The 13,088-nt window shown below is 64.6% G+C and carries 10 protein-coding genes; 8 read left to right on the forward strand and 2 right to left on the reverse strand.

Annotation, left to right across the window (positions count from 1 at the left end):
• Window positions 1-106 precede the first annotated feature (106 nt).
• The 8 genes from QSV36_RS25830 to QSV36_RS25865 all read left to right on the forward strand — a co-directional run bounded on the left by QSV36_RS25830 (window position 107) and on the right by QSV36_RS25865 (window position 10,128).
• The gene (locus QSV36_RS25830; RefSeq protein ID WP_289135954.1) at window positions 107-901 is read left to right on the forward strand and encodes a DUF4892 domain-containing protein; all 795 of its coding nucleotides are present in this window, start codon (window positions 107-109) and stop codon (window positions 899-901) included.
• Between the two features lie 11 nt (window positions 902-912).
• Window positions 913-1,962, forward strand: coding sequence for an AI-2E family transporter (locus tag QSV36_RS25835; protein ID WP_289135956.1), 1,050 nt, complete (start codon window positions 913-915; stop codon window positions 1,960-1,962).
• Between the two features lie 238 nt (window positions 1,963-2,200).
• A complete protein-coding gene (gene kdpF / locus QSV36_RS25840; RefSeq protein ID WP_170030809.1) occupies window positions 2,201-2,290 on the forward strand; it encodes a K(+)-transporting ATPase subunit F in 90 nt (29 codons plus the stop codon).
• A gap of 9 nt (window positions 2,291-2,299) precedes the next feature.
• Window positions 2,300-3,994: a potassium-transporting ATPase subunit KdpA gene (gene kdpA, locus QSV36_RS25845; protein ID WP_289135961.1), complete on the forward strand. Its 1,695-nt coding sequence runs from the start codon at window positions 2,300-2,302 to the stop codon at window positions 3,992-3,994.
• Window positions 3,995-4,003: 9 nt separating this feature from the next.
• The gene (kdpB, locus tag QSV36_RS25850) at window positions 4,004-6,058 is read left to right on the forward strand and encodes a potassium-transporting ATPase subunit KdpB (protein ID WP_289135963.1); all 2,055 of its coding nucleotides are present in this window, start codon (window positions 4,004-4,006) and stop codon (window positions 6,056-6,058) included.
• Window positions 6,059-6,068: 10 nt separating this feature from the next.
• The gene (gene kdpC, locus QSV36_RS25855) at window positions 6,069-6,620 is read left to right on the forward strand and encodes a potassium-transporting ATPase subunit KdpC (RefSeq protein WP_289135965.1); all 552 of its coding nucleotides are present in this window, start codon (window positions 6,069-6,071) and stop codon (window positions 6,618-6,620) included.
• Window positions 6,621-6,775: 155 nt separating this feature from the next.
• The gene (locus QSV36_RS25860) at window positions 6,776-9,436 is read left to right on the forward strand and encodes a DUF4118 domain-containing protein (protein WP_289135967.1); all 2,661 of its coding nucleotides are present in this window, start codon (window positions 6,776-6,778) and stop codon (window positions 9,434-9,436) included.
• Complete coding sequence (locus QSV36_RS25865; RefSeq protein WP_289135969.1) at window positions 9,433-10,128, forward strand: response regulator; 696 nt, start codon at window positions 9,433-9,435, stop codon at window positions 10,126-10,128. Before QSV36_RS25860 ends, QSV36_RS25865 begins: the two co-directional genes overlap by 4 nt.
• Window positions 10,129-10,205: 77 nt before the next feature.
• On the opposite strand, the gene QSV36_RS25975 is transcribed toward QSV36_RS25865, so the two are convergent.
• On the reverse strand, window positions 10,206-10,976 hold the full coding sequence (locus QSV36_RS25975; RefSeq protein WP_353853269.1) for a DUF6708 domain-containing protein: 771 nt from the start codon (window positions 10,974-10,976) through the stop codon (window positions 10,206-10,208).
• Window positions 10,976-13,088: T6SS effector BTH_I2691 family protein (locus QSV36_RS25870; RefSeq protein WP_289135971.1), on the reverse strand; the 2,113-nt coding region annotated here is incomplete at its 5' end. The genes QSV36_RS25870 and QSV36_RS25975, both read right to left, overlap by 1 nt.

A 13,088-nucleotide genomic window follows, 5' to 3' on the forward strand; every position in this document is an offset into this window, starting at 1 on the left:
GCACCGGACAACTGTCGAGGCTTGGCGGGTTGAACAGGGAGACAACCATGCAATTGCCAGACATCCTGGAGCTTCACCTCGGCGCTGAGCGCCGCCTGGGTCGCCGATGAGCGCGCCTGTTGCCATTCGTTTTGCCTTCGCGGCCTGCCTGGGGTTCGTCAGCCCTGTCTCATGGGGCAGCAACCTGCCGGTACCGGTGGACGCCAAGGTGGTGGACCAACGCCCGGCCGTGGAGCAGGAACGCGTCTATCCGCTGGGCCCGCTGCGCAAGATCAGTGGCCGCTTGCGGGTCGAAAACAAGGTCGAAAGCCGCGGCCAGGTCAGCTCGGTCACCTATGAGCTGCCAGTCGAGCGCACTGCCCGCGAAGCGTTCACCAGCGCGCGCGAAGCGCTGCAGCGCGAGGGTGGCTACCCGCTGTTCTGGTGCCTGGGCCGCGATTGCGGCGAAGCCAGCCTGTGGGCCAATGATGTATTCGGCAATGCCAGCCTCAACGGCGGTGACGAGCAACAGGCGTTCATCCTGTTGCGCCGCTCGGCGCAGCAGGCCGACACTCTGGTCGCGCTGTACAGCGTTACCCGCGGCAACCGCCGCGCCTACCTGCACGTGGAAGAGTTCGTCGCCGGCAGCCCGCTGGGCGTGCTGCTGCCGACTGCCGCCACGGTGATGCGGGAAATGCGCGACACCGGCAAGCTCGACTACCCTGACCTCGCGGCCCCGCAAGACACCTGGGCAGACCTGCTGGCGCGCAGCCTGAACCTCGACAGCACCCTGCGTGCCAGCCTCAGTGGGCCCCAGGCCGAAGCCTGGCGCGAGGCGTTGATCAAGGCGGGGGTGCGCAGTGGCCGCCTCGAGGTCGGTAGCGCGCCTGGCGAAGGCCTGCACCTTGAACTGATCCGTTGAACGAGCCCGCCATGGTTAACAATGACCGCCTGTTGATCCAGATTCTGCTGCTGGCACTGCTGGGGGCCGGCCTTTGGGTGATGGCACCGTTCATTTCGGCGCTGTTGTGGGGGGCCATCCTGGCCTTTGCCAGTTGGCCGCTGATGCGCTTTCTCACCCGCGTGCTGGGCGGGCGCGAAACCCTGGCCGCCAGCCTGCTTACCAGCGCCTGGATCCTGATCGTGGCCCTGCCGCTGGTGTGGCTGGGGTTCAACCTGGCCGACCACATTCGCGATGCCACGGCGTTTGTCCGTGACGTGCAGGTCGATGGCCTGCCCGATGCACCGGCCTGGCTGGGGGGCATCCCGTTGGTGGGCGAACGACTGGTCAGCTGGTGGCAGTCGCTGGACCAGCAGGGCGCGGCCTTGCTGGCTTCGATCAAGCCGCACCTGGGGCAGGTGGGTAACTGGTTGCTGGCGCGCAGTGCGCAAATCGGCAGCGGCGTGCTGGAGCTGACCCTGAGCCTGGTGTTCGTGTTCTTCTTCTATCGCGACGGCCCGCGTTTGTCGGCGTTCGTCCTGCGCCTGCTGCACCGCCTGGTGGGCGAGCGCGGCGAGTACTACCTGGAGCTGGTTGCCGGCACGGTGCAGCGGGTGGTCAACGGTGTGATCGGCACGGCTGCGGCGCAGGCCGTGCTGGCCTTGATCGGCTTCCTAATTGCCGGTGTCCCCGGCGCCATCGTGCTGGGCCTGGTGACCTTCATGCTCAGCCTGATCCCCATGGGGCCGCCATTGGCCTGGATCCCGGCCACGGCCTGGCTGGTGTGGAAGGGCGATTACGGCATGGCGGTGTTTCTCGGCGTCTGGGGCACCTTCGTCATCAGTGGCGTGGACAACGTGCTCAAGCCGTACCTGATCAGCCGTGGCGGCAACCTGCCGCTGGTGATTGTGCTGCTGGGGGTGTTTGGCGGCTTGATCGCCTTTGGCTTCATCGGCCTGTTCATCGGCCCGACCTTGCTGGCGGTCGGCTACAGCCTGCTGCTGGAGTGGAGCCGCAACGCCGAGCAGCAGCCCCAGCGGTAGCCTGTAACTGGCCTCTTCGCGGGTAAACCCGCTCCCACCGGTGCAGCACAGGCCTTGCCCCTGGTGCAGTTCCTGTGGGAACGGGTTTACCCGCGAAGAGGCCGGCTCAGGCAACCTCAACCCCTGATTTTTACGCGTTCTTTATTCCCATCCCCACCCCCCGATCTCGCTCCTTTACGCCCCTCCCTCGGACAATTTCCCCAAAGCGGCCCAAGCCGCACCACGGGGAGAACCATACATGAACGTGCTCGACGGGCTGTCACTGCTGCTGGCAGTGGCATTGGCGTTTTATCTGCTGGTGGCGCTGCTGCGCGCCGATCGCAGCTAGGGAGCGGCCATGCACAGTTACGATTTCGCCTTGCTCCTGGCTTTTTTCGCCATCGTGCTGCTACCGGCACCCTGGCTCGGGCGTTTCTATTACAAGGTCATGGAGGGCCAGCGGACCTGGTTGTCACCTGTGCTCGGCCCGGTCGAGCAGGCCTGCTACCGGCTGGCGGGTGTGCGCAGCAGCCAGGAACAGAACTGGCGGCAGTACAGCCTGGCCCTGCTGGCGTTCAACCTGGCTGGGTTCCTGCTGCTGTTCGCCGTGTTGCTGCTGCAAGGCTACCTGCCGTTGAATCCGCAGCAGCTGCCCGGCCAGGAATGGTCGCTGGCATTCAACACCGCCGTCAGCTTCGTCACCAACACCAACTGGCAGGCCTACAGCGGTGAGGCGTCGGTCAGCTACCTGAGCCAGATGCTCGGCCTGACCGTGCAGAACTTCGTCAGCGCTGCCACCGGCCTGGCCGTGCTGGTTGCCCTGTGCCGTGGCATCGCCCGGCGCAGCGCGACGACGCTGGGCAATTTCTGGGTCGACATGACCCGTGCCACCCTCTACGGCCTGCTGCCGCTGTGCCTGCTGCTGGCACTGCTGCTGGTGTGGCAGGGCGTGCCGCAGACCCTGGCCGATTACGCCCATGCAATCACCCTGCAAGGCAGCGAACAGACCATCCCGCTGGGCCCGGCCGCCAGCCAGATCGCCATCAAGCAACTGGGCACCAACGGCGGTGGCTTCTTCGGCGTCAACTCGGCGCACCCGTTCGAGAACCCCACGGCCTGGAGCAACCTGTTCGAGGTGGCGTCGATCATCCTCATTCCGGCGGCGCTGGTGTTCACCTTCGGCCACTACGTGAAGGACCTGCGCCAGAGCCGCGCCATCCTCGCCTGCATGCTGGCGCTGTTCCTGATCGGCGGCAGCACGGCGTTGTGGTCCGAGTATCAGCCCAACCCGGCCCTGGACAGTGCGCAGGTCCAGCAGAGCGCGCCGCTGGAGGGCAAGGAAAGCCGCTTTGGCACCACCGGTTCGGTGCTGTGGACGGTGACCACCACCGCCGCCTCCAACGGTTCGGTCAATGCCATGCACGACAGCCTCAACCCTCTCACCGGGATGGTGGCGATGGTCAACATGATGGTCGGCGAGGTGATCTTCGGCGGCGTTGGTGCAGGGCTGTACGGCATGCTGCTGTTCGTGTTGATTGCCGTATTCCTGGCGGGGCTGATGATTGGCCGCACCCCGGAATACCTGGGCAAGAAGTTGCAGGCCCGCGAGGTGCAACTGCTGGTGGCGACCCTGCTGGTAATGCCGGTCGGCGTGCTGGTGCTCGGTGCCATCGCCGCCAGCCTGCCTGGCCCGGCAGCTGCGGTGAGTAACCCCGGTGCGCATGGTTTCAGCCAGTTGCTGTACGCCTACACCTCGGGTGCCGCCAACAACGGCTCGGCTTTTGCCGGCTTCGGCGCCGGTACGGTGTTCCATAACCTGATGATCGGCCTGGCCATGCTCATCGGCCGCTTTGGCTACATCCTGCCGGTGCTGGCCCTAGCCGGCAGCCTGGCGGCGAAAAAAAGCGCGCCCCAGGGGCTGAACAGCTTCCCCACCCATGGCCCGCTGTTCACCGGCCTGCTGCTGGTGACCATCCTGCTGGTCGGTGGCCTGACCTTCCTGCCGGCGCTGGCCCTTGGACCAATCGCCGAACACCTGAGCCTGGGTTTTTGAGGATCGACCATGAACATGCCCATTCCTGAAATGCAAACCCGTCACAGTGCCAAGGACCAGACCCGCTTCGCCGCGCTGTGGCGCCCGGCGCTGGTGCAGGCATTCGTCAAGCTCGACCCGCGTCAGCTCAAGCGCTCACCGGTGATGCTGGTGGTCGCCCTGACGGCGCTGCTGACCACCGTCCTGTGCGCCGTACCTGGCAGTGGCGTCAGCACCGGGGTAGCCGTGCAGATCGCCCTGTGGCTGTGGTTCACGGTGTTGTTCGCCAACTTCGCCGAAGCCCTGGCCGAAGGCCGTGGCAAGGCCCGCGCCGACAGCCTCAAGGCCGGCAGCCAGGGCCTGACTGCGCAACGGCGCAAGCGCGATGGCAGCTACGAAACCGTCGCGGCCAGCGCGCTGCGCAAGGACGATGTGGTGCGCGTGACGGCCGGCGAGATGATCCCCGGTGACGGCGAGGTGCTCGAAGGTATCGCTGCGGTCAACGAAGCCGCCATTACCGGCGAGTCGGCGCCCGTGATCCGCGAGTCCGGTGGCGACCGCTCGGCAGTGACCGGCAATACCCGGCTGGTCTCCGACTGGCTGTTGATCCGTATCACCAGCAACCCGGGCGAATCGACCCTCGACCGCATGATTGCGTTGGTCGAAGGCGCCAAGCGGCAGAAGACCCCGAATGAGATCGCCCTCGACATCCTGCTGATTGGCCTGACCCTGATCTTCCTGATCGTGGTGGTGACCTTGCAGCCGTTCGCCCACTTCGCCGGTGGCAGCCTGCCGCTGATTTTCCTCGCCGCGTTGCTGGTGACGCTGATCCCCACCACCATCGGCGGCCTGTTGTCGGCCATCGGTATCGCCGGCATGGACCGGCTGGTGCGGCTGAACGTGATTGCCCGCTCGGGGCGTGCAGTGGAAGCCGCCGGTGACGTGCACACGCTGATGCTCGACAAGACCGGCACCATTACCTTCGGCAACCGCCGCTGCAGCGCGCTGCATGCCGCCCCGGGCATCACCGCCCGTGAGCTGGGGGAGGGCGCCTTGCTGGCATCGCTGGCCGACGACACCGCCGAGGGCAAGTCGATCGTCGAGTACCTGCGCCAACTGCATGACTTCATTGAACCGGCCGCCGGGCAATTCGAGGCCGTGGCGTTCAGCGCCGAGACGCGCCTGTCGGGCATCGACTTCCAGCAGCACCGTTATCGCAAGGGTGCCGTCGATGCCGTGCTGGCCTTCGTCGGCATGCAACGCCTGGAAATGCCGCCGGCACTGGCCCGTGAAGTGGAGCGCATCGCCCAGAGCGGCGGCACGCCGTTGCTGGTGTGCCTGGACAAGCGTCTGCTCGGCGTTATCCACCTGAAGGATGTGGTCAAGCCCGGCATTCGCGAGCGCTTCGCCGAGCTGCGCAAGCTCGGCATTCGCACGGTGATGGTGACCGGCGACAACCCGCTGACCGCTGCCGCGATTGCCGCCGAGGCCGGCGTCGACGACGTGCTGGCCGAGGCCACGCCGGAGAAGAAGCTGGCCCGCATTCGCCAGGAGCAGAACGACGGCCGCCTGGTGGCGATGTGCGGCGACGGCGCCAACGATGCTCCGGCACTGGCCCAGGCTGACGTGGGCATGGCCATGAACGACGGCACCCAGGCCGCGCGCGAGGCGGCCAACATGGTCGACCTGGACAGCGACCCGACCAAGCTGCTCGACGTGGTCCAGGTCGGCAAGGAGCTGCTGGTCACCCGCGGTGCGCTGACCACCTTCTCCATCGCCAACGACGTCGCCAAGTACTTCGCCATCCTGCCGGCGCTGTTCGCCGCCATCTACCCGCAGCTGGGCGTGCTCAACCTGATGCACCTGGCCAGCCCGCAAAGCGCGATCCTGTCGGCCATCGTGTTCAATGCGCTGATCATCATCGTGCTGATCCCGCTGGCGCTGCGCGGCGTACGCGTGCAGGCCGCCAGTGCGGCGCACCTGCTACGTCGCAACCTGCTGATCTACGGGCTGGGCGGCATCGTCGTGCCGTTTGCCGGGATCAAGCTGATCGATCTGCTGCTCAATGCCCTGCACCTGGTCTGAGGAGGCCGCCATGAATGCTTATGTCCGCCCGGCGTTGAGCCTGGCCTTGTTGATGACCCTGCTGACTGGCGCGCTGTATCCGCTGGCGGTGACCGGGATTGCCCAGTTGGCATTCCCCAGCCAGGCCAACGGCAGCCTGGTGCGCGATGACCAAGGCCAGGTGCGCGGTTCGGCGCTGATCGCCCAGGGTTTCCAGGGTGATGGCTGGTTCCATTCACGCCCTTCGGCAGGCGCATTCGCCACCGTGGCCAGCAGCGCCAGCAACCTGTCGCCGAGCAACCCGGCGCTGGCCGAGCGGGTCAAGGGTGCTGCGGCAGCGCAGTATCAGGCGCAGCAGGGGCCGGTGCCCCAGGCCCTGCTGACCACTTCGGGCAGTGGCCTCGACCCGCACCTGCCACCGGAAGCCGTGGCCTACCAGATCCCACGCGTGGCGGCGGCGCGGCAGTTGCCGGTGGAGCGCTTGCAAGGCTTGCTGGAAGCGGCCACCCTGCACCCATTGATCGGCCCGCCGGTGGTCAATGTGCTGGCCTTGAACCAGGCCTTGGAAAACCTCAGCCATTGATAGATGACTTGAGGGGCTGGCAGGGACCCTGTGGGAGCGGGTTTACCCGCGAATGCGCGGTGGCGCTACTACTGCATTCGCGGGTGAACCCGCGCCCACAGGTACGGTGTTTGTCCCTGGGTTTGCTGCTTGCTGGAAATAGCAAAGGATGAAAGATGAGTGACTCCACCCGCGCAGACGCGCTGTTGGCTACCCTCCCGCAAACCGGCCGGGGCCGGCTGAAGGTGTTTCTCGGCGCCGCCCCCGGCGTCGGCAAGACCTTTGCCATGCTCCAGGCCGCCCATGCCCAGCAACGCCAGGGCGTGCAGGTAGTGGCCGGGGTGGTCGAAACCCATGGCCGCGCCGAAACCGAGGCGCTGCTCGGCGGCCTGCAGCAGCAGCCGTTGCTGCGCAGCCAGTATCGCGGCGTCACCCTCGAGGAAATGGACCTCGATGGCTTGCTGAAGGCCGCGCCAACCCTGGTGCTGGTCGACGAACTGGCACACACCAACGCGCCCGGCAGTCGCCACGCCAAGCGCTGGCAGGACGTTCAGGAGCTGCTGGCCGCCGGCATCGACGTGTACACCACGGTCAACGTCCAGCACCTGGAAAGCCTCAACGACAAGGTCCGCGACATCACCGGCGTGCAGGTGCGCGAAACCCTGCCGGACTGGGTGCTGCAGGAAGCCTTCGAGCTGGTGCTGATCGACCTGCCACCGCGTGAACTGCTCGAGCGCCTGCGCGAAGGCAAGGTGTACGTGCCCGAGCAGGCGCGCGCCGCCATCGACGCGTTCTTCTCGCAAACCAACCTCACCGCCCTGCGTGAGCTGGCCATGCAGACTGCCGCCGCCCAGGTGGATGCCGACCTGGCGCATGGCTATCGCCAGCGCGGGCAGGAGGCTCCGGCGCTGCGCGGGCGCCTGCTGGTGGGGGTGGATGGCGACGACCAGGCCGAACGCCTGGTGCGCCATGCCAGCCGGGTGGCGCAGCGCCGCCACCTGCCTTGGAGCCTGGTGCACGTGGACAACGGCCGTCTGCGCGACGAAGCCGCGCGGCAGCGCCTGCTGGCGGCCCAGCAACTGGCCGAGCGCCTGGGTGGGGAAGTGGTGCTGTTGCGCGCCGGCGAAGTGGCAGGCACATTGATCCAGCATGCCGCCGAGCGGCGCGCCAGCCTGGTGCTGGTCGGGCAGTCACGCAACCGCCTGCGCCGGCGCCTGTTCGGTGCTGGCGTGGCCGCGCGCCTGTTGCGGGAAAGCCACGGCCTGGAAATCAACGTGCTCGACCGTGATGTGCAGGCGCAGGCGCAGGCGCCGCGTCTGGCGGTGCGGCAGGTGTGGGTCTGGCGCCATTACCTGCTGGCATTGCTGGCGACCGCTCTGGCCGCGGGCCTGGCCTGGGCGGTGTCGAGCGTGCTGGCGCTGCCCAATATCTCGCTGGTATTTCTCGCCGCCGTGTTGCTGGTGGCAGTGCGCAGCAGCCTCGGGCCTGCCCTGGCCTGCGCCGCGCTGTCGTTCCTGACCTACGACTTCCTGTTCATCCCGCCCAACTTCTCGTTCACCATCCAGCGCGAAGAAGACGTGCTGACCTTGCTGTTCTTCCTGCTGATGGCCGCGCTCACCGGCAACCTGGCCGCGCGCCAGCGCCGCCAGTTGCAGGCGCTGCGCGAGACCCAGGCGCAGACCAGCCAGCTGCTCGACCTGTCGCGCCGGCTGACGGTGGCCACCGACCGTCAGGCGGTGCTCAACGCTGCCGCGCAGTACCTGGATGGCTGGCAGGATGCGCAGGTATGCCTGCTGGAGCGCAATGCCGAAGGCCAGCTGCAGGTGGCCAGCGGCATTACTCATGTCTTCAGCGATAACGAACGCGCTGCAGCCGAATGGGCCTGGCAGCATGGCCAGGCCGCCGGTCATGGCAGCGATACCCTGCCCAATGGCCGCTGGTGGTGGTGGCCGCTGGCGGTGGATGAACAGCCCCTGGCCTTGCTCGGCGTGCGCTCACGTTCCGGCCAGCCGCTCAGCGATCCGCGCCGGCGCTTGTTGACTGCCCTTGGCCAGCCGTTGGCCCAGGCCCTGGCCCGCGCGCGCCTGGGCGAACAGCTGGAGGCCGCACGCCTGCATGGCGAAACCGAGCAACTGCGCAGCGCCTTGCTCGCATCGGTGTCGCACGACCTGCGTACCCCGTTGACGGCCATGCGCGGCAGCATCGACAGCCTGCTGGCGCTGGGCGAGGCGATTCCGCTCGCAGACCGCCGCGAACTGCTGGAGGGCACTCGTAATGAGGCGGAGCGCCTCGACCGCTATATCCAGAACCTGCTGGACATGACCCGCCTGGGCCATGGCGGCCTCAAGCTGGCCCGTGACTGGGTGGCCCCGGCCGACATCGTCGGCAGCGCACTCAACCGCCTGCGCGTGGTGCTGGCACCGCTGCGCGTGCACACCGATGTGCTGGCCGAGCTGCCGTTGCTGTTCGTGCATGCGGCGCTGATCGAACAGGCGCTGGTCAATGTGCTGGAAAATGCCGCGCGCTTCTCGCCCGCCAATGGCCGGCTGGAATTGCAGGTGGCGGTGCGCGAGGCCCAGTTATGCTTCGCCGTCAGCGACCAGGGCCCGGGCATTCCGGTAGCCGACCGCGACAAGATCTTCGACATGTTCTATACCGCGGCCCGCGGCGACCGTGGCGGGCAGGGCACCGGCTTGGGCCTGGCCATCTGCCAGGGCATGATCGGCGCCCACGGTGGCCAGATCGAGGTTGGCGAAGGCATCGATGGCCAGGGCACGTGCATCACTCTATGCTTGCCGCTGCCCCCTCAACCTGAAGCCGAAAGCGAAACCCCATGAGTCACTCCGCTACCCTGCTGGTCATCGACGATGAACCGCAGATCCGCAAGTTCCTGCGCATCAGCCTGGCCTCGCAAGGCTACAAGGTGCTCGAGGCTGCCACCGGCAGCGAAGGGCTGGCCCAGGCGGCGCTGGGCAAACCCGACCTGGTGGTGCTCGACCTCGGCCTGCCGGACATGGACGGCCAGCAGGTGCTGCGTGAACTGCGGGAGTGGAGTGCGGTGCCGGTGCTGGTGTTGTCGGTGCGTGCCAGCGAAGTGCAGAAGGTCGATGCGCTGGATGGCGGCGCCAACGACTATGTGACCAAGCCGTTTGGTATTCAGGAATTCCTCGCCCGGGTGCGTGCCTTGCTGCGCCAGGTGCCGCAGGCCGGCGGCTCGGAAATCGCCGCCAGCTTCGGGCCGCTGACCGTGGACTTCGCCTTTCGCCGGGTGACCCTGGACGGGGTAGAGGTCGCCTTGACGCGCAAGGAATATGCACTGCTGGCGCAATTGGCCGGGCACTCGGGGCGGGTGATTACCCAGCAGCAGCTGCTGAAGGATATCTGGGGGCCGACCCACGTGGATGACAGCCATTACCTGCGGATCGTGGTGGGGCACTTGCGGCAGAAGCTGGGCGATGATCCCACCGCGCCACGCTTCATCATCACCGAGGCGGGGGTCGGGTACAGGTTGGTAGCGCCAACCGCTTGACCATGGGAAAAGCGGGTGATAGTGGCTGCCCTGTGCTGCCTGTCCCGGCCCCATCCGGCAAGCTGGAACACCTTGGTTCAGGGCGCTGTTCTCGACTCCAGATCCATTTCTGCTGGCCACACGACCCTAGGCGCTAAACGCAGGGCGAATTCACACCAGAGCACATCGTTATGGTCCTTCGGTTCGCCGGGGGGCGGCAGGGCTGAAGGGCCTTGTTGCATGTACGTGCAGATATAAGCCCAGGCATGTTGGTCAGCTCCCATCGTACTTAGGCGAAACCGGTCGATGACATTGTTCGTACCCGGTGCGACGATGGACAGCATGACACCCCATTTGTAAATGACTCCGCCGCTTGGCAGGACGCCGGTTTGTGACCAGCGTTCGGCACGGACCTGGGACCAGTCGTAGCAAACCGGTTCAACCTTCCAGGTCGAGAAGGGCTTCCACCAACAGTACCTGAAATTATATGCGTAGATCTTTTTCCGTGCTCGGTTAAAACGGAGTGGTTCGTCTCGCGGTGGAGATATGCTTATTCGGACGAAAAAGGCAGATGCCCATATTCCGCAGATGAGTATTAAAATGTCGATTAATATTAATTCGATATCTTGGCGTTCAAGGCTTTTTTTTAGAAGCGTGGGCTGAGACATGGTGAAGATGACACTTGGTATTGAAGAAAAAGCCATTATTTCTCTCGCCCATCCGAGGGTTCTGGGTACCTCAAGATAAGTAAAGTCCTGGTGGTTTGGGCTTTGATCGCCCAGACTGGTTTCGATTGAAGGGGGAATATTGGGGAGAGGAAGATCTTCCTTCCAGCCTGTACAGGGCGGGTTAAGACTCGGGCGAGACATTAAAATAAGCTCCTTACGGAAGTTAAATTGTTTTCTTTTGCAATCACCTTCGCGTAGCCTGATCGGTCGTGCTTGTCGGGCCAATAAGTGAGTGTCAGTTCAATCGCCTTTGCGCTATGGCTCTCCAATAGGGGGATTGACCCGGTGATGTATAGGTTTCCATTATGGATTTTTTTAAATATGCAGTCGGCTGCGCTTGCAGGATTCGCAAAGGTTTTTTTTGTTTCTTCCTGTCTGTACTCAATTGTTTTAGGGTTTGAATCTTTGCCGATAAGTAGAAATGGTTCTTGATCATGGCCTACGGTATGCACTGCCAGGCGCCATTCGTACTGTGCGGATTCGGCCCTGAAATTTGGCAGAACTATGTGCAAGTCAAGATAGTAACCTGCTGCGACAGCAGCGCCATCGCTGATCAAGGCTCCAGTTTCGTTTGCTGTTTGAGTGGTGTGAGATATTTGAAATCTGGTTTCGATTGACGCGTAAGCCTCAATGCCGAGTGCTGCGGCGTTCAGTGCGCCGATAGAAGTGTCCATATCTTTTGAGTTTATCCAGCGGCGATGTCCTTCTGGTGTTCCCCATTTGCAGTGTCGGGACCAAAGTTCCAGTAGTGAAGATTCTCGATTTTTAGCATCTGTCGCGAGTGTGTAGGCTGCCACACCAAGGATTATCGCAATGCCTAAGGGGCCGAGTAGCGTGTTTGCGAATAGCGCCGCGTAGACGCCAAAACCTGCGGAGAATGCTGCGAGTTCGGCCGCACGCTGGTAACTATCGGCCGAAGCTTCGTCTCCTTGACGATTCGTCCGCATGTACGCATTAACGTATTGCACGGCATCAATGGCACTGGCGAGCGCGGTGATGGCACCGCCATACCTGGCCAGGTTCTTTCCCAATGATGCCTCGGTTACCGTCCCGGGCCACGGTATCTTTGGGCGTACTACCGCGACGACACCCCCAGCCACTTCAACCCCAACCCCCAACAACCCAAGCGACGAAGACCAGATCGCCGCCAGCGCTTCCGGGTTGTGCTGATGCGTTTCCTGCAATGCCCGATAGTTCCTGCCCAGGCTGTCCTGATGAAACCACAGGCTGCCCAGGGCAAACAGCAGGCCGACGCTGCCGCCACTGGCGGCGGCATCGCGCAGGCTGCGCATGGCGTCGCTGGCCACGCTTTGCGCGGCCAGTGAGCTGATCTTCAATCCCTCCGTGGCCTGTGCACGCAGCGTACCCGCACCTATCGCGATATTCCGTACCAGCGCCCCGACACCACCGGCTGCTCCCTCCCGCAGTTGCACCAGCCGCGCCTGCAGCGTCTCGGCGCTTTCGAACGTCCACAGCATCACCTCGATCATCTGGTTGCGATTGCCCGGTGCCGCGATATTGATTGCCCCGCTCAACACCATGGCCCGCACCTTGCGCCCCAGCGGATCACGAAACTGCTGGTCGATCCGCTGCAAGAACGCATCGGTCCGTGCCTGCAAGGCCTCGTCGAGCAGGCTCATGTATTCGCCCAGGGTCAGCGAGAGCCGGAATGGGGTCACCTGCTGCCCGGCGAACAGTGCCAACGCCGAGCGGTGCACGTGGCCGATCAGCGTCCTGGTCCGTTCACTGAGGTGCTGGCTGAGTGCGTTCCCAGCACTGTTGGTCGCGGCCAGCAATTGGCCGACAGCATCCTGTATCGGCTTGATCATCAACAGCTGGCCGTCGTCAGTCCCGGCGATGCCCTTGATGATGTCGTACACCTTGCCGAAGTCGTCCCCGGACAGCGCAGCGACCACGTGCTGCATCAGCCCCTGGTGCTTGGCCAGCAGCGCCTGGTACAGCAGGCTCTGATCATCTTCCAGCAGTTGCTGCCAGACATGCTGGGTCAGCCCGAGCGGCTGGCCTTGCTCGGGCAGGGCTTCAGTAGGGCCACCGGCCAGGCAGGCCGCCATCATCTGAATGAAATATTCGACCGAAACAGGGTCTGCCGCGTCATAGTCGAAATAACCGATCTGCTGAAACGCGCGCGCGGCGTAGTGCCGTGCATACAGCTTGCCGACCTGGTCGATCATTGCCTGCCAGTTCTTCAGCTCGCGGTCGTAATCGGCCTGGAACGCGGCGCGGGCGCTTTCG

The sequence above is a fragment of the Pseudomonas sp. BCRC 81390 genome (genome assembly GCF_030341915.1).
Taxonomy (GTDB): Bacteria; Pseudomonadota; Gammaproteobacteria; order Pseudomonadales; family Pseudomonadaceae; genus Aquipseudomonas.